This is a genomic window from Brucella tritici (genome assembly GCF_902825325.1).
GTDB lineage: Bacteria > Pseudomonadota > Alphaproteobacteria > Rhizobiales > Rhizobiaceae > Brucella.
Genome location: NZ_CADEAR010000005.1, coordinates 210,201 through 232,210, shown reverse-complemented (window position 1 = coordinate 232,210; position 22,010 = coordinate 210,201). Strand labels below are relative to the sequence as shown.

Genomic DNA, 22,010 nt, shown 5'->3' with positions numbered 1-22,010 from the left:
CCACAGTCTCTAATGACCATGGCAGTCAACGTGCCAAGCATGCACTCCGTAAGTTTTTGTCGGGCCACTGAGCAAAACGTCAAGTCGACTGTTATTAAATGGGAAGGCCAAAATTAAATAATGCGCGGAAATATCTTTCCGCGCATTATAACTAAAAGAACGATTTCATGATCAAGCGCCTGACGGCAAATCATTATTTCGTGTCGTAAGGACCTTCGTCGAAGCCTACGAAAATCTGGATATTGTTCTTTTCCGTCATCGGCACGGTGATTGCCTTGTCATTGAAGACGAACTGTGTAGCGGTATCTCCATTGGCTATCGTAACCGCCTGCTTGTGCAGCTTGGAATAGATAACCTGATCGCCCTGGCGGACGGCAACGCGGATTGGCATGGTGATGGTGCCGCTCTTGTATTTTGGTCCGGGTACGACCTTGCCGGCAGCGGCAACGTCAATCGTCATAGTCCCGGCGCCATACTGGCAGGCACGGGTCGTATCGGTCAGAGCGGCCTGATAGATCACACGTGCGGGATCCTTATCACCACCTTTTTCATATGTACTGAAGAAGGCCGTACCGTCACGCAGCGAAACCGAGGGACAGAAAGCGCGCAACTCGGATTCCTTGATGCGCTGGTCGCTGGTAGAGGCGGGCGTGGTCAACGAAGAACCTGAGCCTCCGTCGGCGGCCTTATCAGTGCCACTGGTTGTGCAGCCTGCGAGGGCTGCGAGCAAAACCGTTGCAAAGACTGGAAACAACGATGAACGATTCTGTGGTGCTGTTTGCATAAACCGGGCTTCCCTGCACTGATCGACCTGTCTTCTACATCACGCATGTGTGTAGCGCGATGACGTTTTCCCGTTTTTTGCTCCGGAGAGCAACCCCATACACGTCAACATGCTTTAAAACCTTGCGGCTTTTTTAGGGAGGCTCTATTGCATTACCCGGCTCAAAACCGCGCCGATCTGAAATGAAGGCCCAAGAAATGAAATATGTAAGCACGCGTGGGGAAGCGCCGGTCCTGGGGTTCAGCGATGCATTGCTCGCCGGTCTCGCCCGGGATGGCGGTCTCTATCTGCCGCAGGATTATCCCCAGTTTTCGCCAGAACAGATCCGCGATCTGCGCGGAAAATCCTATGTGGATATTGCGCTGGCGGTGCTCACTCCATTTGTCGACGGCGAAATTCCGCATTCGGATTTCCGTCGCATGGTACATGAAGCCTACGGCACTTTCCGCCACGATGCGGTCTGCCCGCTGGTGCAGACGGGCGCAAACGAATTCGTGCTTGAACTCTTCCATGGTCCGACGCTCGCCTTCAAGGACGTCGCCATGCAGCTTCTCGCCCGCATGATGGATTATGTGCTGGCACAGCGCGGCGAACGTGCAACTATCGTCGGCGCCACATCGGGCGATACGGGCGGCGCAGCCATTGAAGCCTTTGGTGGTCGCGACAATACCGATATCTTTATTCTGTTCCCGAACGGTCGCGTATCGCCGGTGCAGCAGCGCCAGATGACATCATCCGGTTTTTCCAACGTCCATGCCCTTTCCATCGAAGGCAATTTCGACGATTGCCAAAACCTTGTGAAAGGTATGTTCAACGACCTTCAGTTCCGTGATGCGCTGTCGCTTTCGGGTGTGAACTCGATCAACTGGGCGCGCATCATGCCGCAGGTTGTCTATTATTTTACGGCCGCACTGAGCCTCGGCGCGCCGGATCGCGCTGTATCTTTCACCGTGCCGACTGGTAATTTCGGCGATATTTTCGCAGGCTATGTGGCCAAGCGCATGGGATTGCCCATCAACCAGCTGATTATCGCCACCAACGACAACGACATTCTCTCGCGCACGCTGGAAACCGGCGCGTATGAAATGCGCGGTGTTGCACAGACGACATCGCCGTCGATGGATATCCAGATCTCCTCGAACTTCGAACGTCTCCTGTTCGAAGCGCATGGACGCGATGCGGCAGCATTGCGCGGCCTGATGGACAGCCTGAAGCAGTCGGGAGGCTTTTCGATCTCCGAAAAGCCTCTTTCGGCGATCCGTAGCGAATTCTCGGCCAGCCGTTCGACTGTCGACGAGACCGCAGCAACGATCAAATCCGTGCTTGAGGCGGACGGCTATCTGCTTGATCCGCATTCGGCAATCGGCGTGAAGGTCGCTCGCGAAAATGTGTCCGATGCTGCACCGATGGTTGTTCTTGCAACCGCGCATCCGGCCAAATTCCCCGATGCCGTAAAGGCTGCCAGTGGTGTCGAGCCGCAGCTTCCAGCATGGCTTTCGGACTTGATGCAACGAAAAGAAAGCTTCACAGTTCTTCACAACGACCTGAAAATCGTGGAAGAATACGTTCGCCGCCATTCGAGAGCTTAAAAAGACCGGCTCCGAGACGAGAACCAGAGCGGGAATGCAGGGAGCAGTTTGCTTATGGGTGTTGAAGTAACGCGTCTTTCCAATGGATTGACGATAGCCACCGATACAATGTCCCACGTGGAAAGCGTGGCGCTTGGAATCTGGGTCAAGGCCGGTGCGCGAAACGAAGCTGCCGACAGGCATGGCATTGCTCATCTTCTCGAGCATATGGCATTCAAGGGAACCGAAAACCGCACTGCCTGGCAAATAGCATCAGATATTGAAAATGTCGGCGGCGAGATAAATGCTGCCACCAGCGTCGAGACCACATCCTATTATGCGCGTGTTCTGCGCAATGACGTGCCGCTGGCTATCGACATTCTCTCTGATATCCTGACCGCATCCAAATTCGATGAAGCTGAACTGGAACGCGAGAAACAGGTCATCATGCAGGAAATCGGCGCGGCGCACGACACGCCCGACGATATCGTTTTCGACCGTTTCACGGAAACAGCCTATCGCCACCAGCCGATCGGGCGCGCCATTCTCGGCGAACCTGAGACGGTGATGTCTTTCACCTCCGCCGATCTGCGCCAGTATATGGATGAACAATACAGCGCCGACCGCATGGTCGTGACGGCTGCGGGCGGTGTCGATCACGATGCGTTCGTGAAGGAAGTCGAAAAACGCCTCGGCGGTTTCCGCGCCCACAATACAGCGCCGACCCTTGATCTTGCTCACTATGTTGGCGGTGATTTCCGTGAAAATCGCGAACTCATGGATGCACAGGTTCTGATCGGCTTCGAAGGCCGTGCCTACCATGTCCGCGATTTCTATGCCTCGCAGCTCCTGTCGATGGTGCTCGGCGGCGGCATGTCTTCGCGTCTTTTCCAGGAGGTGCGCGAGAAGCGCGGTCTCTGCTATTCGGTTTATGCCTTCCATTGGGGCTTTTCAGATACTGGCTTGTTCGGCATTCATGCCGCAACGGGTCGCGATGAGCTGGTCGAACTGGTTCCCGTCCTGATCGATGAACTGCATAAGGCGGCCGACTCCATAAGCCTGGAAGAAGTGGACCGCGCACGCGCTCAGTATCGTGCAAGCCTTCTCATGTCACAGGAAAGCGCTGCAAGTCGCGCAGGACAGATGGCACGCCAGTTCCTTCTCTATGGTCGTCCTGTCGAGAACAGCGAGTTGATGGACCGCCTCTCTCTGATTACGCCTGAACGGCTGACCGATCTGGCCGGGCGCCTGTTCCTTGACAGCAAGCCCACTATCGCCGGTGTCGGCCCTATTGGACGCCTGATGAGCTTCGACGGGCTATCGGACGCCCTGTCGACCAGCGCACATGCGAGGAAAATCGCTGTATAATTAAGGCAATAGGGCATTAGGGGAGTAGGGCAGTATGTTTAGCTCGGCGAATACGTCCACCCTTCCCTACTGCCTTACTGACTTACTGCCATATTGCCTTATCCCGTCATGATCGGCCTGCCCTTCCGTAGAAGCAATCCGACCGTTCTGCGTGGGCAGCGCATTTATCTGCGCGAGCCGATGATGAGTGATTTTGCGAGTTGGGCCAGCCTGCGGGAACAAAGCCGTGCCTTTCTTGCGCCTTGGGAGCCGACCTGGCCCGACGACGACCTCACCAAGAGCGCCTTTCGTCATCGAATGCGACGTTTTCAGGATGAAATCTCCGCTGGGACTGGCTACCCGTTTTTCGTGTTCCGCAATAGCGACAACAAGCTCGTCGGCGGCATTACGCTCGGCAATATCCGGCGTGGCGTCGGCCAGAACGGCATGATCGGTTACTGGAGTGGTGCCCCATATGCCGGCAAAGGCTATATGACCGAAGCCCTATCGCTGGTTATCCCCTTCGCATTCGACCAACTCCGGTTGCACCGGATTGAAGCAGCCTGTATCCCTCATAACGAGCGTTCGATACGGCTTCTCGAAAAAGCCGGATTTGAGAGAGAAGGACTGCTGCGTTCCTATCTCAAGATAAACGGCTTCTGGCAGGATCACCTGCTTTTTGCCCTTATAGAAAGCGACAAACGTATGACGGATAGCCGCATGATCAATGGCAAGGTTGGACGCTCGTGACGGGTTTTGCGGATAAATGGTTTGTTGCTGGTGCGCAGTTTCTTGCGCTCATGATTTTTCTGACCGTTTCGGTCATTCAGGCATCGGCCATTGAACCGATCAAGATTTCCAAGGAAGATACTGCCCTCGACCTGTCTCGCGCAGTCGAACTTCTGCGCAACAAGGGCGAGAGCGTGCAGGTGTCGACCGCACCAGGGCCCGATGGCATTGTCCGCCGCATCGAAGTGCAGGCCGATCAGAACAGCAAGGCATCCGGCGACTGGGCCGCTTTCTCGATTGCAAATCCCACCGACGAGCAGATCGACCGTCTGATTGTCGCTCCACATTTCCGTCTTGTCGGCTCCGGCGTCATCTGGCCTGATCTTGGTTCGCCGCGCATTGCATCGATCACGCCGAGCGAGGGCTTCGCGCTCGACCGCCAGCCAAGTGCCGATGCAGACGTTTTCCGCATTACGCTCAACCCGGGCAGCGTTGTCACCTTCGTGGCCGAACTGTCTTCGCACAACCTGCCCCAGCTTTATCTGTGGGAGCCGGAAGCCTATAAGGATGCTGTTAATTCCTACACGCTCTATCGCGGCATTCTGCTGGGTATTTCCGGCCTGCTGGCGTTGTTTCTGACTATCCTTTTCGTCGTCAAGGGCACTTCGCTGTTTCCTGCTACTGCCGCACTTGCGTGGGCGGTTCTGGCCTATATCTGCGTCGATTTCGGCTTCTGGAACAAGCTGATGGAGATTACGCCGGGCAATGAGCAAATCTGGCGCGCGGGCACCGAAGTGGCACTTGCCGCCTCGCTTGTGATTTTCCTGTTCACCTATCTCAATCTCAACCGCTGGCACGATCATTTCAGCTATGGCGCGGTGACATGGGTGCTGGGTCTACTGGCACTTGCAGGGGTTGCCGTCTTCGATCCGCCCGTAGCTTCCGGTATTGCGCGTATTTCGCTGGCGCTTACCGTTGTGTCCGGTGTCGCCATTATCGGCTATCTGGCGGTCAAAGGGTATGATCGCGCCGTCATGCTGATACCAGCCTGGCTCCTTACCCTCATATGGTTGCTGGGTGCCTGGATGACGGTTTCAGGCAGGCTCGATAATGATATCGTGCAGCCTGCCCTTGGCGGCGGTCTTGTCCTGATCGTTCTTCTGATCGGCTTTACCGTCATGCAGCACGCCTTTGCTGGCGGAGCGCTGCAACAGGGCCTTCTGTCCGACATGGAGCGACAAGCTCTCGCCGTCATCGGTGCAGGGGACATTGTTTGGGATTGGGACGTACCGCGTGATCGTGTTGTGACCACACCGGACATCGCCAATTATCTTGGCAATACGGCCAACAGCCTGCAAGGCCCGGTGCGCAACTGGCTTCCCGCCATGCATGCCGATGACCGCGACCGCTTCCGCTCGACACTTGATGCCATTCTGGAAAACCGGCGCGGGCGCATCGGCCAGATTTTCCGGCTCCGTGCCAATGACGGCCACTATCACTGGTATGCGCTGCGGGCGCGCCCCGTCATCGGTTCGGATGGCGAAGTGGTGCGTTGCGTTGGTACGCTGGTCAATGTGACGGAACAGAAAAAGGCCGAAGAACGCTTGTTGCACGATGCAGTGCACGACAATCTGACCGGCCTTCCGAACCGTGAATTGTTCCTCGACCGTCTCAGCAATGTCATGAATATGGCCCGCGGGGAAAGCAACCTGCACCCGACGGTATTCATCATCGACATAGACCGCTTCAAACAGGTCAATGACAGCCTTGGCATGTCGGCAGGCGATACGATCCTCCTTACGATTTCACGCCGTCTGGCGCGCCTCATGAAGCCGCAGGATACACTCTCACGTCTGTCTTCCGACCAGTTCGGGCTGCTGCTCGCGTCTGAAAGCGATCCGGGACGCATCGCATCATTCGCCGAAGCTCTGCGTCAGGCCGTGCGCGCACCGATTGCCTATGCAAAGCGCGAAATCGTTCTGACGTCATCCGTCGGCCTGATTACCTGGACGAAAACGGCGACAACCGCTGAAGATTTCGTGAAGGACGCCGAGCTTGCCATGTATCAGGCCAAGCGTTTTGGCGGCGATCGCATTGAACCATTCCGTCCGGCATTCAGAGCCATTGGTAGCGACAAGCTCCAGCTTGAGTCCGATCTGCGTCGTGCGCTTGAACGGGACGAAATCAGCCTCGTCTACCAACCCATCGTCAAGCTTGATGAAGGTACGATTGCCGGTTTCGAAGCGCTCATGCGCTGGGAACATCCGCGGCGCGGCGCAATTTCGCCTTCGGAGTTTATTCCAATTGCGGAAAATTCCGGTCTTATCATTCAACTTGGTCTGTTTGCGATGCAAAGGGCTGCGGAAGACCTGTTCGCGTGGCAGGAACTGTTCCCAAAACTTGAGCTTTTCGTTTCAGTCAATCTTTCATCCACGCAACTCATCCGTCAGGACCTCATCAATGATGTCCGTTCAGTGCTCTCCCGTATTCATCTCAATCCGGGCAGCCTCAAGCTTGAACTGACGGAATCCGTTCTCATGGAAAATCCGGAACAATCCACGCATGTCCTGGCCCGGCTTAAAGCGATGGGCATAGGCTTGTCGCTTGACGATTTCGGGACGGGCTATTCCTCACTGGCATATCTCACGCGCTTCCCGTTCGACATCATCAAGATCGACCGGTCGTTCGTGAAGGGCGACCAGCCGCAGAAAGCCACCTTGCTGCGCTCGATTGTGAGCATGGCGCATGATCTGGGCCTTGCTGTCGTGACCGAAGGTGTGGAGAGCGAAAGCGATGCGCTTCAGCTTCGCCAGATGGGTTGTGAATATGTGCAGAGCTTTATGTTCGGCCAGCCGACGAGCCGGGACGAAGCAACCCGCATGATCCGCGAACAATTGGATGCTGCGGCGGCTTGATTAGGGCAGTAGGGCAGTAGGGCAGTAGGGCAGTAGGGCAGTAGGGCAGTAGGGCAGTGAAGTATGTTCGGAGCGGACATTCGCAATCAAAACATATTCCCCTATTTCCCCTACATCAAGCATGCCCCGCATCAGAGACAAGCCTGGACATATCGATGCCCATATGGAGCATCAGGCGCGAATATTTGCCCTCGATATCGCTATCGAACAGCATATCGAGTGGTGCGTCGCAGGTCAGCCAGCCATTCTCTGCAAGTTCCGCTTCGATCTGGCCCGGCGCCCAACCGGAATAACCAAGGGCCATCAAGGCTCGTGACGGTCCCCTGCCCCCATAAATGGCACGCAGAATATCGACCGTTGCGGTGAGGCAGACATCCTCTGAAACCGGCATGGTGGAATCGACCATATAATCGTCGGTATGCAGCACAAACCCGCGGGTACGGTCGACGGGGCCGCCATTGCGCACCATCATATGTTGCGCACGGTCCGGCAGAATAATCAGTTCATCCTCATCAATAACCCCGATCTGACGCAGGAGGTCAGGAAATTCGACCGGCTGAAGCTGATTGATGATGAAACCCATCGCGCCTTCATCAGAGTGTGCGCAGATATAAACCACCGACCGGGCAAAACGCTCGTCGCTCATTCCGGGCATGGCAAGCAGGAATTGCCCGTTTAGAAACCCCTGCTCTTTATTCGGCGTCTTGAGAATGGTCATGAATATGAAGGTAGCAAGACTGCGTAAAATAACAATGGTCATTTATTTCGAGCCTCGCATTCGAAGCGAAACCCAGCTCGCACAACCGGACGGAACACCGCCATACAAGCAACGAGTTTGTGCCCAACGATCCCGATAATATTGGACTTGAAGCGACCATCTTTTCGTTCCATCTTTTGCCCATGGACATCCGAACTTTAGCCATCGCCCCGCTTTTGTTGGCCTCACTGGCACTACCAGCATTGGCCTCGACCTCCGAGTGGACCGAGACGCCCGGCGGGCGTGTGCGTGTCATTATTGAAGACAACGGCCCGAACGATGCGGCCAGTGGCGAACGGCGCGGTGCCTTGCAGATCGAGTTGCAGCCCGGCTGGAAAACCTATTGGCGTAATCCCGGCGATGCAGGCGTTCCACCGCAGATCAATATCGAGGGAAATGCAAAAGCACAGATCGATTTCCCGGCACCCGTCCGGTTTGGCGGCGATGATGAAGGCGGCATCGGATATAAACATCCCGTTTCGCTGCCAATCGTGTTTCACTTGGCGTCCGCCGACACACGGCTAAAGGGCCATGTTTTTCTCGGGGTCTGCGAGAAAATCTGCGTTCCGGTGCAGGCAAATTTTGACTTCCCCCTCAACGAAGACGGACAACAGGCTTCGCCACAAGCGATAGCTGCGCGAACGATCATTGAGACCGCTTTCGACCGGCTCCCGACACCGGCAACTTCGACATTCGGCATAAGCAATGTGAAACGGGAAGGAGACAAGGCCGTCTTCGACCTCACTGTTCCCGATTCTGTGACCCCTGCGGAACTGTTCGTTGCCAGCGACAAGATCAGGCTTTCCGACGTCGTTGCAGTTGAAAGCGGCCAGACCGGGCATCGTTTTTCCGTCCAGATGCATGGAAAGGCCGACAAACCGGTTATCGACTATACCATCGTGCAAAATGGAAAAGCCGTATCCGGTCAGGTGACCCTGGATTAGCCCCTTCCTGCTTTTATCCGTGTTTTGAAATTGTCCGACGACCTGTTATCGGTTTAACTGTGTCGCCCGCGCTTCGCGGTGCGATTAGCGTTTGACAATAGGCAGCGGAGCAGACGGCCCCCTGCCCCGAGGAGAAATTAGATGACGATCAAAGTTGGCGACAAGCTGCCTGCAGCGACTTTCAAGGTGAAGACCGCAGACGGCGTCAAGGAAATGACGACCGACGAAGTCTTCAAGGGCAAGAAGGTCGTTCTCTTTGCCGTTCCAGGCGCCTTTACGCCGACCTGCAGCCTCAATCACCTGCCGGGCTATCTCGATAATCGCGACGCGATCCTCGCCAAGGGTGTCGACCAGATTGCTGTGGTTGCGGTAAACGACGCCTTCGTCATGGGCGCATGGGCGCAGAGCACGGGCGGCGAAGGCAAGATCCTCTATCTGGCTGATGGTTCAGCAGCTTTCACCAAGGCTGCAGGCCTTGAGCTCGACGCCACTGCTGGCGGCCTCGGCATTCGTTCCAAGCGTTATTCGGCAATTGTGGACGACGGTGTCGTCAAGACTCTCAACATCGAAGAACAGGCCGGACAGGCGGTTACATCGGCTGCGTCGGGTATTCTCGAACAGCTTTGATCTAGAGCATTTCCAGCAAAAGTGCGAAGCGCCTTCGCGGGGAAACTAGCCCACTGGACTGATTTCTTACCCCGCTTCGATGCGTAGGATATGCGTAGAAACAAATGGTTAGAGCGTTTCCAACAATTTCATTGAAACGGGAAGCGCTCTAACAAAAAGGGCGGCAATGCCGCCCTTTTCCATGCGAGCTTATTGCACTTTCAATGATTTATGGCCGCCATATTTGAACGGTTCCATGCCCTCCCGGGCAAGTTCATCGGCGCGTTCATTTTCCGGGTGTCCGGCGTGGCCCTTGACCCAATGCCAGTTGACCTTGTGCGGTTTGCGCGCTTCATCGAGCGCCTGCCACAGTTCGGCATTCTTGACCGGCTTCTTGGCAGCGGTCTTCCAACCGTTGCGCTTCCAGCCATCGATCCACCCGGAAATGCCATCACGCACATAGACTGAGTCCGTATAGAGATCGACTTCGCACGGTTCTTTGAGTGCCGAAAGCGCAGAGATAGCCGCCATCAACTCCATGCGGTTGTTGGTCGTGTCGGCTTCGCCGCCCTTCAGTTCCTTGACATTGCCGTTCCAGCGCAGAATTGCGCCCCAGCCACCGGGACCAGGATTGCCGGAGCAGGCACCATCCGTAAAAGCCTCAATCCGCTTCACGCAGCCGCTCCCTGCTGCTCCAGCCCATATTCGGCAGCAGTTTCAATCTGGCGATGGAAACGCATCTTGCGCACATATTCCATTGGGTCTTTCTTGACCACGAAACTGCCTTCCGGGACGTTGAGCCAGTCGTAAAGCCGGGTAAGCATGAAACGGATGGCAGCCCCACGCGCCAGAACCGGCAGCGCATCGGCCTCAGCCGCAGACAGCGGACGAACCGAGGTGTAGCCGCGCAGAAGCGCCGCTCCCTTGGTGCGATTGTAGGAGAAATCCTTCTCAAAGCACCATGCGTTCAGGCAGACGGCGACATCGTAGGCAAGAATGTCCGTGCAGGCGAAATAGAAATCGATAAAGCCCGAAAGCCTGTAGCCGAGGAAGAAGACATTATCCGGAAAGAGATCGGCATGGATCACGCCCTGCGGCAGATCGGCGGGCCAGTTCTTTTCAAGAAAGGCAAGGTCGGCTTCCGCCTCGCGGACGAGACCCGGCTCCACCGTATCCGCGCGTGCACGCGACAGGTTCCACAGCGGGCGCCAGTCAGAAAGCGTCAGGCCATTGCGGCGGCGCAGCGAAAAATCAGCGCCCGCCAGATGCATATGTGCCAGCCCCTCACCGACAGCTTCGCAATGCTCCGCCGTCGGGCGGCGCATCCACATGCCCTCAAGGAAAGTGACGATTGCGGCGGGCCGTCCGGCAAGTTCACCGATTGTCGTACCGTCGCGACGAACCACCGGCTGCGGGCATTCAAGGCCACGGCTGGCCAGATGCTGCATCAGGCCGAGAAAAAACGGCAGGTCTTCGCGATTGGTGCGCTTCTCATAAAGCGTCAGGATGAAGGAACCTGAAGAGGTGTGCAGAAGATAGTTGGAGTTCTCCACTCCTTCCGCGATGCCTTTGTAAGATGTCAGTGTGCCGATATCGTACTGCTGCAGGAAAACGCCAAGTTCGATTTCATTGATATCCGTATAGACGGCCATGCCGCTTATTTCCCTTGTATGATCTTGGGCATCAATTTCGGAATACCGACCACCCGGTGTTCCCCGTTGACGAATGCCATATCCTGCACCGTCAGTTCCACATCGCGAATCTCGCGATTCACAAGGAAGTTCTCGGTTTCGACCGTCGTTTCGGCCAGCTCGATCTTCACGTTGAAGCGTGCCTTGAAGGCATCGATGATTTCATCAACGATGATTTCAGGTGCCGACGCCCCAGCCGACAGGCCTACTACCGATATATCCTCTATGCGATCCCATTCGATATCAGCCGCGCGCTGAACCAGCATCGACATTCGCGCGCCAGCCTTCTCCGCCACTTCGACCAGACGCTTGGAATTGGAAGAATTCGGTGCACCGACGATCAGGAACAGATCACATCCTGGAGCGGCAGATCGCACCGCATCTTGCCGATTGGTCGTGGCATAGCAGATCGATTCCGCAGCCGGAGCCGAAAGGTTCGGAAAGCGCGCCTGCAATTCCTCAATGATACCGGCCGTGTCATCCACCGAAAGCGTCGTCTGCGTCACGAAGCCGAGGTTGTTCTCATCATCGAAATGGCAGTTACGCGCATCCTCAACGGTTTCGATCAGCGTCACCGCGCCATCCGGTAATTGCCCCATGGTGCCGATCACTTCAGGATGGCCGGAATGACCTATCAGAATAACATGGCGACCGAGGCGCTGATGACGCATGGCCTGCTTGTGCACCTTGGAAACAAGGGGGCAGGTTGCATCGAGATAAAACAGATTCTTGGCTTCCGCATCCGCAGGCACGGACTTCGGCACACCGTGCGCAGAAAACACGACTGGCTGATCGCGGTGCGCTGCGGGGATCTCGTCCAGTTCTTCGACAAAAATCGCGCCACGGGACTGCAAACCCTCGACCACATAGCGGTTGTGCACGATCTCATGGCGAACATAGACCGGCGCGCCGTATTTCTTCAGCGCCAGCACGACAATCTGGATCGCCCGGTCCACTCCGGCACAAAAGCCGCGCGGGCCGCAAAGGCGGATTTCCAGTGTTGGTCGCTGATCGGTCATGAAGCGTGCTCGCAAGGTTTGGCGTGGCTTTAAACTCAAGCGCTTTGCGCTTTCAGTTTTTGTTCTCACGCATGTCTTTTTTCCCAAAACCGAGGCCCAGTTTTGGAAGACATGCTTTAATCTCGGAGTTGGGCTGCAACGAGACCGTTGTCAAGCCCTCACCCCTTTCGATAGCGCCACAACCACGTCCCGACAACCCCTATCAGGGCCAGAGCGAGGCCATACCATGTCGCCGCGTATTGCAGATGGTTGTTGGGAAAATCGATAATCGTCACACCACCGATAGGTAAACCGCCCGGATTGGGCTTGTTGTCGGAATCAATGAAGAACGGCACGAGCTCATCCAGATTTGGCAGATCGGCGCTTTCCGCCATCGCCGTCCAGTCCTTCCAGTAGAAGATGTTCTTGGCAACATCATTCTCGGGAAGGAAGAAACCCGGCTTCGCCGACAAGGGATCGCGCGCCAGCCCAGTCACGCTCACCGGACCGTCTATCTGCCCTTCGGCGCGCGTTGACGGGTCCTTCTTCTCGTAAGGAACGAAGCCGCGATTAACCAGCACGAAACGCCCGTCCTCAAGCATCAATGGGGTATAGACATTATATCCGGCTGCTCCCTCATAGGTGGCCAGAAAATGCCGTTCGCCCTGATGCATAAAAGTGCCCGACACTGTCACCGGACGATATTCGACCGACCCCTCCTCCTTGTAGATTTTCTCCATTTCGGAAAGCGGCAGCGGCGGCTCGTGAATGCGCTGTTCGGTCGATGCGATCAGCGCTTCCTTCCATTGCAGGCGTTCCACCTGCCAGGTGCCGAGCGCCAGCAGAATGACGAGCGCTATGGCAGAAGCGATCAACACACCCCAGGGAAAACGACGCGACTGCTGTGCTGCCGTCATTGGCCGTCATCCTGTCGATTGTCCAGACGCCCCTGCGCGGCCTTATGACGATATTGCATGTTGATAAGGATACCCTTGGCCCATCGCATGGCCACAAGACTGAGAATGATCGCTAGCGGCACCCAAAGAATGAAATGCACCCAGAGCGGGGGCCCGAAATTCACTTCCATCCAGAGCGCAAGACCGACAACAATGAAACCGATAATCAAAATGACGAACGCCGCGGGACCATCGCCGGAATCGGCAAAAGAATAATCCAGTCCGCAGGCTTTGCAGCGCGGAGCGACTTTCAGGAAACCGTCGAACAGCTTACCCTCACCGCAACGCGGGCAATGTCCAGCAATACCGCTCTTTATTGGATCGACGGGAGGGTAAATATTATGATCCGGCATTGCACGTCCCTTTTCATCATCTCTTCACAAACAAAAGGCGGCCATGTTGCCAGGGCCGCCTCGAAACTTGTGACTGCTAGCTATCAGCCACCGTGCATCGGTGCGCCCCAACCACCCCATACATAGATGGCGAAGAAGAGGAACAGCCAAACCACGTCAACGAAGTGCCAATACCAGGCAGCGGCTTCGAAACCGAAATGCTGCTTTGGCGTGAAGTCACCGCCGATGGCGCGGATAAGGCAGACCAGCAGGAAGATCGTGCCGATGATGACGTGGAAACCGTGGAAACCAGTCGCCATGAAGAAGGTTGCGCCGTAGATCGAGTCCTTGAAGGCAAACGGTGCGTGAATGTACTCATAGGCCTGCACGAAGGAGAACAGGACGCCGAGAGCGACGGTGATCGCCAGACCGGTGATCATGCCCTTGCGATCATTGTGCAACAGCGCATGGTGCGCCCAGGTCAGCGTCGTGCCCGACAGAAGCAGGATCACGGTATTGTAGAGCGGCAGGTGCAGAGGATCGAGCACCTCAATGCCCTTTGGAGGCCAGACACCGCCCGTGAATGTGGCGCGCGCTACCTGATGCACTTCATTCGGGAAAAGGCTTGCGTCAAAAAACGCCCAGAACCAAGCCACGAAGAACATGACTTCCGAGGCGATGAACATGATCATGCCGTAGCGCAGATGCAGCGACACGACGCGGGTATGGTGACCCTCATGCCCTTCCTTGATCGTATCTGACCACCAGCCATACATGCAGTAGAGCACGATCGCGAGGCCGATGAAGAAAATCCAGGGCGTCACAACGTTGAGACCGAAGAACGGCAGCTCACCGGCATTGATGTAACGCATCCAGGCAATACCACCAACGGCAAGCACGAATGCACCCACCGAGCTCAGAAACGGCCAAGGACTGGGCGCGATGATATGATAGTCGTGATTTTTCTGATGAACGTCGGCCATGTCTCTCCCCGTAAATCCCCTTAGGGGCTCCTCTCTCGTACCTTCCTGCTTAAACCGCTAATACGGTTTCTAGCAAGTCTGTCTGTAACAAGCGGTATTTCTTATCAGAATAAAACCGCCTCATTGTTTTGTCTTTGCGGCATTATGCGCCGTTAGGCATCAGCTTCCGTTTGTCGATGTCTCCGCCTTGGCATTTGCAACAGGCTTCGGCTTCTCAATCGGAAAGAACGTGTAGGACAGCGTGATCGTCTTGACGTCCTTCAGATCTGGATCGTTGACGATCTCCGGATCGACAAAGAACACCACCGGCATTTCCATGTCCTCGCCTGGTTTCAAGGTCGTATCGGTGAAGCAGAAGCATTCAACCTTGTTAAAATAAGCCCCAGCCCGGCCCGGCGCGACGTTGAAGCTTGCGCGGCCATAGGTCGGCTGATCGAATAGGTTGCGTGCTTCATATTTAATCATCGTCGTTTCGCCGATACGAACCGTGACCTCACGCTGCACGGGCTTGAAATCCCATGGTAGCCCGTTGGCCGTATTCGCGTCGAAACGCACCTTGATCGTCTTGTCGAGAATCGTATCGGAATATTGTTCGACACGCTGTGTCGTGCCGCCATAGCCTGTTACCTGACAGAAAATACGGTATAGCGGCACAGAGGCATAGGCCGCACCGATCATGCAGACGAAGAAAGACAAGCAAGCGAAAGCAATCGTTGCGTTGGAACGTTGTTGCTTTTTCAGCTTTTGAGTCTTTTCCTGCTGATCCGCCATTCTTTCCTCCCAGATAAAATTTAGAGCGGCCGTACCAGAATGTTAGCGCCCAGCTTGGCAATCGTGCCGACGTAGACGAGCAGCACGAACAGAGCCAGCGCTATCGCCAGTCCCCAGGAACGATTGCGCTGCGCCCGCTTTTGCCGTTCCGTCGGAACGATCAGTTCCAGCTCGCTTTCCACTGGCTTCTGTACGGTTTTATCCATTAGAACACTCCAAAGGCGGCAAACGCCTTCATTACCAGTGCCTCGACAAGCAGTACTGCAAACAGACCCGACAGGTAGAGCAGCGAGAAGCGAAACAGCTTGCGGGCAGCAGCCAGCATTGCAGGCTGCGATCCGGCAGCCCACATTCGCCATGCGTAATAAACGAAAGTCAGTCCGAGCAGCGTCGAAACCGCGCCATAGACAGGGCCCGCGAAGCCGAGCACCCAAGGCAGAACACCGACCGGTGCCATGAGGATCGCATAGAACAACGCCTGACGCCGGGTCGAAAGTTCACCCTTGACGTTCGGCATCATCGGAATGCGCGCCGCTTCATAATCATTGGCTGAAAAGAGCGACAATGCCCAGAAATGCGGCGGCGTCCACAGGAAGATAATCATGAACAGGACGACGCTATCCCATGTGATTTCGCCGGTCGCTGCTGCCCAACCGATCATCGGAGGGAATGCACCAGCCGCGCCGCCGATAACGATATTCTGCGGCGTCGAACGCTTCAGCCACATCGTATAGACGACAGCGTAGAAGAAAATCGTAAAGGCAAGTAGCGCTGCCGCCAGCCAGTTAACCATCAGACCAAGTGTAACAACCGAGAAGGCCGACAGTGTCAAACCGAAAGCCAGAACCTGATTGGGTGCAATGACGCCAGCCGGGATAGGCCGGTTTCGCGTGCGCTTCATAACGGCATCAATATCGGCGTCGTACCACATGTTCAGCGCGCCGGACGCACCCGCACCTACCGCGATGCACAGGATGCTGATAGCAGCGAGTACAGGATTCATATGTCCCGGCGCGACCACGAGACCGACCAGCCCGGTGAAGACCACAAGGGACATCACGCGGGGTTTCAAAAGAACAAGGTAATCCCGCGCGGTCGCTTCAGAGAGAACGAGCGCATCATCGGTACCTGCGTTTTTTTCCACCAGAGACATTTTAACTTCAAAAACCTCAAGTTCATCGGTCCGAACACCACGCCCCTACAGCGCGGATCGGCACAATCACAACAACGTCCTCCCGGAAACCGTTCTGTTCCCGCCGGAAATGCCGCGCTTGATGGCCGACTTTTCGTCTACCGGCGACGGGCGGAACAGAATGCCGCCCGCCATAGCACATTTTGTAAAGAAGGGCGAAGTCTTTTCCGGACTCCGCCCATCGCACAATTACTTGATGCGTGGCAGCTGTTCCCACTGGTGGAACGGCGGCGGCGATGAGAGCTGCCATTCCAGCGTGGTTGCGCCTTCACCCCACGGGTTTGCACCGGCTTCACGCTTCTTCGCGAATGCCTCGAAGACATTGTAGAGGAAGATCAAGACAGCAAAGCCCGAAATGTAGGAGCCGTAGGACGACACCATGTTCCAGCCTGCATAGGCATCCGGATAGTCGATGTAACGGCGCGGCATGCCAGCAAGACCAAGGAAGTGCTGCGGGAAGAAAACCAGGTTCACGCCAACGAAGGTTACCCAGAAGTGCAGCTTCGCCGTGAACTCATTGTACATGTAGCCGCTCATCTTCGGGAACCAATAGTACCAGCCCGCGAAGATCGCAAACACCGCCCCCAGCGACAGAACGTAATGGAAGTGCGCCACAACGTAGTAGGTGTCGTGCAGTGCACGGTCGAGACCGGCATTGGCAAGCTGCACGCCCGTCACGCCACCAACCGTAAACAGGAAGATGAAGCCGATTGCCCACAACATCGGTGCGCGGAAGGTGATCGAACCACCCCACATCGTCGCGATCCACGAGAAGATCTTGATCCCTGTGGGAACCGCGATGACCATCGTCGCGAACACGAAGTAACGCTGCGTATCGAGCGACAGGCCGACCGTATACATGTGGTGAGCCCAGACGACGAAGCCGACGACACCAATCGCGACCATAGCGTAAGCCATGCCGAGGTAACCAAAGATCGGCTTGCGCGAGAAGGTCGATACGATGTGGCTGACAATGCCGAAGCCCGGCAGGATCAGAATGTACACTTCCGGGTGCCCGAAGAACCAGAAAAGATGCTGGTAAAGGATCGGATCACCACCGCCATCCGGGGTGAAGAAAGTCGTTCCGAAGTTACGATCGGTCAGCAGCATGGTGATGCCGCCTGCCAGAACCGGCAGCGAAAGCAGAAGCAAGAACGCTGTCACCAGCACAGCCCAGGCAAAGAGCGGCATCTTGTGCAGCGTCATGCCCGGCGCGCGCATGTTCAGGATCGTCGTAATGAAATTGATCGCGCCGAGGATCGACGACGCACCCGAAATGTGGATTGCCAGAATGGCAAAGTCCACAGCTGGTCCGGGCTGACCTGAGGTCGACAGAGGCGGATACAGCGTCCAACCGCCGCCAGGCCCCCAGCCACCGGGCGCCGAAGGCATGAACAGCGAGATCATCAGCAGCAACAGTGCAGGCGGCAGAAGCCAGAACGAAATATTGTTCATGCGCGGGAAAGCCATGTCCGGCGCGCCGATCATCAGCGGCACCATCCAGTTGGCAAAGCCACCGATCAGCGCCGGCATGACCATGAAAAAGATCATGACCAGAGCGTGCGCGGAGGTGAACACATTGAACATCTGCTTGCCGGCATCAAGCGCAGCATCGCCCTCAACACCGTAGACCATGGACGCCAGCCCATGGAAAATCTGAATGCCCGGCTCCTGGAGTTCGGCGCGCATCGCGATGGACAGTGCGCCGCCGATGATACCGGCGATGATTGCAAAAATCAGGTACAGGGTACCGATGTCTTTATGATTGGTCGAGTATACCCAACGAACCCAGCCGTGCGGCTTGTGGTCGTCGTGGGCACCATGCTCGTGAGCTGCTGTGCCAGCCATGGAATTCGCTCCCGTTTTTCAACAGTCTTGGCGTTTGGGATCAGAGACCCGCCGCAGCCACCTTATCGTTTGCGCCACTTTCAACAGCGGCCTGAAGTGCTTTGTTCGCGCCGTTCAGATCCGATCCCGCAGCGGCGATCCAGGTCTGATACTGCTCCTTCGAGACAACGCGCACGGCGATCGGCATGAAGCCATGATCCTTGCCGCAAAGCTCAGAGCACTGACCGTAATAAAGGCCTTCCTTGTCCGCCTTGAACCAGGCTTCGTTGATGCGACCCGGAACGGCATCCATCTTCACGCCGAAAGCCGGGATCGTCCACGAATGGATCACATCGGCAGCGGTGACGAGGAGGCGGACCGTTTCACCAACCGGAACCACGACTTCATTGTCGACGGCGAGAAGACGCGGATAACGCGCACGGTCCTCTTTTCCGGCAGCAGCGCGATCACTGTCCTTCAGCAGAAGGGCATCAAAGCTGACCGGATTATCGATCTGATATTCGTAACCCCAGTACCACTGGTAGCCCGTTGCCTTGACCGTCAGCGTCGGATCCTCAGGCGAATATTGCGCCGTCAGAAGCTGGAAAGACGGCACCGCCAGGAACAGAAGAATGATCACAGGCCCGATGGTCCAGATCACTTCAATAGCGGTATTATGGCTGGTTTTGGATGGTTCCGGGTTTGCACTCGCGCGAAAGCGAAACACGACCCAGAGCAACAAAAACAGAACCAGCAAGGTAATTGGAATGATGAACCAGAGCGTATAACGCTCAAACCAATGAATCTGCTCGGCAATTCCAGTCGCTGCGTCCTGAAATCTCCATTCCCAGGGACGGGGCTGATCCGCAAAAGCGGCACCAGTCGTCCACAGCACTGCAAGAGCACCGCCGAAGGCGCCCTTCGTTGTGGCAACAATCTTATCCACCAGAACTCTCTCCCTTTTCGCCCTTTCGAGCTGGACGCCGGACGCTAAAGACGGCCGCATCCCCCGTCGGCGTTCAAACCACACCTTAGCGCACACCGCAAGGAAGGCGAATATGTTCCTGTGCGGCATTTTTGCGCGCAGCCCGCATAGTGGAGGATAGACGTCTGCGTTGATTCAATGTGCGAGGGCCGCTGGTTCTCACCGTGAAAACTTGGGAAAACCGCACGAAACCCATAATGAAGCCATGATTTGACAAGACGTTTCTTTTAACGTGCCGCGTGACAATCGATGCAACAGACGGTATCACCGTTGCTATGATGGCCAAGACCGTTAAACGCCAATCACGGCGCTTTTCATGGCCAATGCAGCGCGTTAACGTCCCGGTGATTCGATCTGGAGATTTCATGACTTTTCGCATGCTTGCCCGCCGCACGATCAGCCAGCGCCTCGCAACTCTAGCAACAGGCGTCAGCTTGACGCTTGCCGTTGCAACGCTTCCTTCGGTTGCTCAGGACACACCGGCACAGTTACAAACCCCGCAAGAAGCTCCCGCGGCCCAGTCGCAGGCAGCTCCGCCCAGCCCTCAGCAGAGCGGCAAACTCAAGTCGCAGCACGGTGCGTGGTCAGTTCTCTGTGATACGCCCGCTGGCGCCAAAACGGAACAGTGTGCGCTGATCCAGAACGTGGTCGCAGCAAAGCGCCCTGAACTGGGCCTTTCAGTTGTCGTTCTCAAAACGGCAGACAACAAAGCCCGCATTCTCCGCGTGTTGGCCCCGCTCGGCGTTTTGCTGCCTAACGGACTTGGCCTCAATGTCGACGGCAAGGATATCGGTCGCGCCTATTTCGTCCGCTGCTTCGAAGACGGCTGCTACGCCGAGGTGATCCTTGAGGATGATCTCCTCAAGACATTGCGTTCCGGCAAGGCAGCTACCTTCATCGTCTTCCAGACACCGGAAGAAGGCGTAGGCATCCCGGTTGATCTGAAGGGGTTTGGTGAAGGCTTCGACGCCCTCCCCTAAGAACTATCGATATTCCGGCGCTGGCGGGCTGCAAACCGCATCCCGCTGCGCTTCCAGTGCTCATGTATCCTTAAAGTACACTCCGCTTCGATTCTCGCGGCCCACAGTTTTCGCCGTGCCATCACCAGAATCTCAACAGTTCTTCATCGCGTGGTTGTTCTTAACCGGTTTAAGGCTTACATCCTGCAGCAAACACATGCTGCAGGATGTATTTTTATGAAAAGCCTGATCGACAGTTTCGACGCTAGCCGCGACGATATCGAACGCCTTGTCGCCCAAAGCCTGAAAGGCAGCGACGATGGCGAGCTCTTCGTGGAATATCGCGAAGCGGAAGCGCTTGTTTTCGACAACGGCCGCCTCAAGACCGGCTCATTCAATCAGGACCAAGGCTTTGGCCTGCGCTCGGTCGCAGGCGAAGCCATCGGTTATGCTCATGCTGGCGATCTTTCGCTTGCTGCGTTGAAACGCGCATCTGACGCTGTTTCCGCAACCTTAAAGGGCTATGGTGGAAACTACGCGGCGGTGCCTGCCGGCACCAACCGACACCTTTACACGGATGAGAACCCCATCGGTTCACCGTCATTCGACGCGAAAGTGCAGCTTTTGCAGCAGGTTGATGCCTATCTGCGCGCCAAGAACCCGAAAGTACGTCAGGTTTCCGTTTCACTCGCAGGCTCGTGGCAGCAGGTCGAAATTCTGCGTGCCGACGGTAATTTCGTGCGCGATATACGGCCCATGGTACGCCTGAGCGTTTCTGTCGTGGCTGGCGATGGCGACCGCCAGGAATCGGGTTCGCATACTGTTGGCGGACGCAAGGGGTTCGGCGAATTCATCACCGCCGAAAGCTGGCAGCACGCAGCAGATGAGGCATTGCGTCAGGCGCTCGTCAATCTTGAAGCTATCCCTGCCCCGGCAGGTACATTCGATATCGTTCTCGCCAATGGCTGGCCGGGCGTCATGCTACATGAAGCTGTAGGGCACGGGCTGGAAGGCGACTTCAATCGCAAAAAAACATCGGCCTTTGCGGGTCTGCTTGGGCAGAAAGTTGCTTCCAAGGGTGTGACAGTCGTCGATGACGGCACTATCGCGGAGCGACGCGGTTCTCTCACAATTGACGATGAAGGCACGCCGACCAATCGCACCGTGCTGATCGAAGACGGCAAACTCGTCAATTATATGCAGGATCGCCAGAATGCGCGCCTGATGGGCATGGAAGCGACCGGCAATGGACGCCGAGAATCCTATGCTCACGCGCCCATGCCGCGCATGACGAACACCTACATGCTTTCCGGCGACAAGACGCCGGAGGAAATCATCGCCTCCATGAAGAAGGGTATCTATGCCGTTTCATTTGGCGGTGGTCAGGTGGATATCACATCCGGCAAGTTCGTGTTCGGCTGTACGGAAGCCTACATGATCGAGGACGGTAAGGTCGGCGCGCCCATTAAAGGCGCAATGCTGATCGGCAACGGTCCGGATGCCATGCAGCGGATTTCGATGATCGGCAACGACATGAAGCTTGATACCGGCAGCGGCAATTGCGGCAAGGGTGGCCAGTGGGTTCCCGTCGGCGTCGGCCAGCCACATCTGCGCATGGATCAGGTAACGGTAGGCGGCACGGCTGTATAAGAGCTATTCCGCTTAT

The 22,010-nt window shown here is 56.2% G+C and carries 21 protein-coding genes; 8 read left to right on the top strand and 13 right to left on the bottom strand.

Annotated elements, in window-relative coordinates; all coding sequences use genetic code 11:
- Positions 1-193 precede the first annotated feature (193 nt).
- The gene (locus HWX93_RS09485) at positions 194-784 is read right to left on the bottom strand and encodes a hypothetical protein (protein ID WP_151554214.1); all 591 of its coding nucleotides are present in this window, start codon (positions 782-784) and stop codon (positions 194-196) included.
- 197 nt (positions 785-981) lie between these two features.
- Between HWX93_RS09485 and thrC the strand changes: the two genes are divergently transcribed.
- From thrC to pdeA, 4 genes are all read left to right on the top strand, one after another.
- Complete coding sequence (gene thrC, locus HWX93_RS09480) at positions 982-2,373, top strand: threonine synthase (protein WP_151554215.1); 1,392 nt, start codon at positions 982-984, stop codon at positions 2,371-2,373.
- 54 nt (positions 2,374-2,427) lie between these two features.
- On the top strand, positions 2,428-3,720 hold the full coding sequence (locus HWX93_RS09475; RefSeq protein ID WP_176037224.1) for a M16 family metallopeptidase: 1,293 nt from the start codon (positions 2,428-2,430) through the stop codon (positions 3,718-3,720).
- A 108-nt stretch (positions 3,721-3,828) separates the two neighbouring features.
- Positions 3,829-4,449: a GNAT family N-acetyltransferase gene (locus HWX93_RS09470; RefSeq protein ID WP_109986189.1), complete on the top strand. Its 621-nt coding sequence runs from the start codon at positions 3,829-3,831 to the stop codon at positions 4,447-4,449.
- A 50-nt stretch (positions 4,450-4,499) separates the two neighbouring features.
- Positions 4,500-7,343 carry a phosphodiesterase PdeA gene (gene pdeA / locus HWX93_RS09465; RefSeq protein WP_276313292.1) on the top strand — a complete coding sequence of 948 codons (2,844 nt, stop codon included), beginning with the start codon at positions 4,500-4,502 and terminating at the stop codon, positions 7,341-7,343.
- A 115-nt stretch (positions 7,344-7,458) separates the two neighbouring features.
- Here pdeA and HWX93_RS09460 read toward each other — a convergent pair whose 3' ends face one another.
- Complete coding sequence (locus HWX93_RS09460; RefSeq protein WP_109986279.1) at positions 7,459-8,061, bottom strand: YqgE/AlgH family protein; 603 nt, start codon at positions 8,059-8,061, stop codon at positions 7,459-7,461.
- Positions 8,062-8,243: 182 nt separating this feature from the next.
- Between HWX93_RS09460 and HWX93_RS09455 the strand changes: the two genes are divergently transcribed.
- Together HWX93_RS09455 and HWX93_RS09450 are read left to right on the top strand one after the other, a co-directional pair.
- The gene (locus HWX93_RS09455) at positions 8,244-9,044 is read left to right on the top strand and encodes a protein-disulfide reductase DsbD domain-containing protein (protein WP_176037290.1); all 801 of its coding nucleotides are present in this window, start codon (positions 8,244-8,246) and stop codon (positions 9,042-9,044) included.
- Between the two features lie 141 nt (positions 9,045-9,185).
- Positions 9,186-9,671 (top strand): peroxiredoxin, encoded by a 486-nt coding sequence (locus HWX93_RS09450; protein ID WP_176037222.1) that lies wholly within the window; start codon positions 9,186-9,188, stop codon positions 9,669-9,671.
- 189 nt (positions 9,672-9,860) lie between these two features.
- On the opposite strand, the gene rnhA is transcribed toward HWX93_RS09450, so the two are convergent.
- The 11 genes from rnhA to coxB form a co-directional block, all read right to left on the bottom strand.
- Positions 9,861-10,325 (bottom strand): ribonuclease HI, encoded by a 465-nt coding sequence (gene rnhA, locus HWX93_RS09445; RefSeq protein ID WP_176037221.1) that lies wholly within the window; start codon positions 10,323-10,325, stop codon positions 9,861-9,863.
- On the bottom strand, positions 10,322-11,302 hold the full coding sequence (locus HWX93_RS09440) for a homoserine kinase (RefSeq protein WP_176037220.1): 981 nt from the start codon (positions 11,300-11,302) through the stop codon (positions 10,322-10,324). The genes rnhA and HWX93_RS09440 overlap by 4 nt, the downstream gene beginning before the upstream one ends.
- Positions 11,303-11,307: 5 nt before the next feature.
- On the bottom strand, positions 11,308-12,360 hold the full coding sequence (gene ispH / locus HWX93_RS09435; RefSeq protein WP_176037219.1) for a 4-hydroxy-3-methylbut-2-enyl diphosphate reductase: 1,053 nt from the start codon (positions 12,358-12,360) through the stop codon (positions 11,308-11,310).
- 158 nt (positions 12,361-12,518) lie between these two features.
- The gene (locus tag HWX93_RS09430) at positions 12,519-13,256 is read right to left on the bottom strand and encodes an SURF1 family protein (protein ID WP_176037218.1); all 738 of its coding nucleotides are present in this window, start codon (positions 13,254-13,256) and stop codon (positions 12,519-12,521) included.
- Positions 13,253-13,648, bottom strand: a complete 396-nt coding sequence (locus HWX93_RS09425; RefSeq protein WP_061345156.1) for a DUF983 domain-containing protein — start codon at positions 13,646-13,648, stop codon at positions 13,253-13,255. The genes HWX93_RS09430 and HWX93_RS09425 overlap by 4 nt, the downstream gene beginning before the upstream one ends.
- A gap of 83 nt (positions 13,649-13,731) precedes the next feature.
- Positions 13,732-14,610, bottom strand: a complete 879-nt coding sequence (locus HWX93_RS09420; protein ID WP_109986180.1) for a cytochrome c oxidase subunit 3 — start codon at positions 14,608-14,610, stop codon at positions 13,732-13,734.
- Between the two features lie 159 nt (positions 14,611-14,769).
- Positions 14,770-15,381, bottom strand: a complete 612-nt coding sequence (locus tag HWX93_RS09415) for a cytochrome c oxidase assembly protein (RefSeq protein ID WP_109986179.1) — start codon at positions 15,379-15,381, stop codon at positions 14,770-14,772.
- 20 nt (positions 15,382-15,401) lie between these two features.
- On the bottom strand, positions 15,402-15,587 hold the full coding sequence (locus tag HWX93_RS09410) for a hypothetical protein (protein ID WP_109986178.1): 186 nt from the start codon (positions 15,585-15,587) through the stop codon (positions 15,402-15,404).
- Positions 15,587-16,534, bottom strand: coding sequence for a heme o synthase (locus HWX93_RS09405; protein ID WP_109986177.1), 948 nt, complete (start codon positions 16,532-16,534; stop codon positions 15,587-15,589). The genes HWX93_RS09410 and HWX93_RS09405 overlap by 1 nt, the downstream gene beginning before the upstream one ends.
- Before the next feature lie 228 nt (positions 16,535-16,762).
- On the bottom strand, positions 16,763-18,421 hold the full coding sequence (gene ctaD / locus HWX93_RS09400; RefSeq protein ID WP_061345151.1) for a cytochrome c oxidase subunit I: 1,659 nt from the start codon (positions 18,419-18,421) through the stop codon (positions 16,763-16,765).
- A gap of 40 nt (positions 18,422-18,461) precedes the next feature.
- The gene (gene coxB / locus HWX93_RS09395; protein ID WP_151677182.1) at positions 18,462-19,346 is read right to left on the bottom strand and encodes a cytochrome c oxidase subunit II; all 885 of its coding nucleotides are present in this window, start codon (positions 19,344-19,346) and stop codon (positions 18,462-18,464) included.
- Between the two features lie 404 nt (positions 19,347-19,750).
- Here coxB and HWX93_RS09390 point away from each other — a divergent pair, with 404 nt between their 5' ends.
- Entirely contained in the window at positions 19,751-20,365 is a 615-nt protein-coding gene (locus HWX93_RS09390; RefSeq protein ID WP_109986174.1) for an invasion associated locus B family protein, read from the top strand.
- Positions 20,366-20,581: 216 nt separating this feature from the next.
- A complete protein-coding gene (gene tldD / locus HWX93_RS09385) occupies positions 20,582-21,994 on the top strand; it encodes a metalloprotease TldD (RefSeq protein ID WP_176037217.1) in 1,413 nt (470 codons plus the stop codon).
- Positions 21,995-22,010: the final 16 nt, after the last annotated feature.

What these genes read in the sequence shown, in the direction of transcription:
- HWX93_RS09425 (WP_061345156.1), bottom strand. Translation starts at nt 13,648, where the DNA reads ATGCCGGATCATAATATTTACCCTCCCGTCGATCCAATAAAGAGCGGT.
- tldD (WP_176037217.1), top strand. Translation starts at nt 20,582, where the DNA reads ATGAAAAGCCTGATCGACAGTTTCGACGCTAGCCGCGACGATATCGAA.
- HWX93_RS09440 (WP_176037220.1), bottom strand. Translation starts at nt 11,302, where the DNA reads ATGGCCGTCTATACGGATATCAATGAAATCGAACTTGGCGTTTTCCTG.
- pdeA (WP_276313292.1), top strand. Translation starts at nt 4,500, where the DNA reads ATGATTTTTCTGACCGTTTCGGTCATTCAGGCATCGGCCATTGAACCG.
- thrC (WP_151554215.1), top strand. Translation starts at nt 982, where the DNA reads ATGAAATATGTAAGCACGCGTGGGGAAGCGCCGGTCCTGGGGTTCAGC.
- HWX93_RS09455 (WP_176037290.1), top strand. Translation starts at nt 8,244, where the DNA reads ATGGACATCCGAACTTTAGCCATCGCCCCGCTTTTGTTGGCCTCACTG.
- HWX93_RS09470 (WP_109986189.1), top strand. Translation starts at nt 3,829, where the DNA reads ATGATCGGCCTGCCCTTCCGTAGAAGCAATCCGACCGTTCTGCGTGGG.
- HWX93_RS09415 (WP_109986179.1), bottom strand. Translation starts at nt 15,381, where the DNA reads ATGGCGGATCAGCAGGAAAAGACTCAAAAGCTGAAAAAGCAACAACGT.
- ispH (WP_176037219.1), bottom strand. Translation starts at nt 12,360, where the DNA reads ATGACCGATCAGCGACCAACACTGGAAATCCGCCTTTGCGGCCCGCGC.
- HWX93_RS09485 (WP_151554214.1), bottom strand. Translation starts at nt 784, where the DNA reads ATGCAAACAGCACCACAGAATCGTTCATCGTTGTTTCCAGTCTTTGCA.
- HWX93_RS09410 (WP_109986178.1), bottom strand. Translation starts at nt 15,587, where the DNA reads ATGGATAAAACCGTACAGAAGCCAGTGGAAAGCGAGCTGGAACTGATC.
- HWX93_RS09420 (WP_109986180.1), bottom strand. Translation starts at nt 14,610, where the DNA reads ATGGCCGACGTTCATCAGAAAAATCACGACTATCATATCATCGCGCCC.
- HWX93_RS09430 (WP_176037218.1), bottom strand. Translation starts at nt 13,256, where the DNA reads ATGACGGCAGCACAGCAGTCGCGTCGTTTTCCCTGGGGTGTGTTGATC.
- HWX93_RS09390 (WP_109986174.1), top strand. Translation starts at nt 19,751, where the DNA reads ATGACTTTTCGCATGCTTGCCCGCCGCACGATCAGCCAGCGCCTCGCA.
- HWX93_RS09475 (WP_176037224.1), top strand. Translation starts at nt 2,428, where the DNA reads ATGGGTGTTGAAGTAACGCGTCTTTCCAATGGATTGACGATAGCCACC.
- HWX93_RS09405 (WP_109986177.1), bottom strand. Translation starts at nt 16,534, where the DNA reads ATGTCTCTGGTGGAAAAAAACGCAGGTACCGATGATGCGCTCGTTCTC.
- HWX93_RS09460 (WP_109986279.1), bottom strand. Translation starts at nt 8,061, where the DNA reads ATGACCATTCTCAAGACGCCGAATAAAGAGCAGGGGTTTCTAAACGGG.
- HWX93_RS09450 (WP_176037222.1), top strand. Translation starts at nt 9,186, where the DNA reads ATGACGATCAAAGTTGGCGACAAGCTGCCTGCAGCGACTTTCAAGGTG.
- ctaD (WP_061345151.1), bottom strand. Translation starts at nt 18,421, where the DNA reads ATGGCTGGCACAGCAGCTCACGAGCATGGTGCCCACGACGACCACAAG.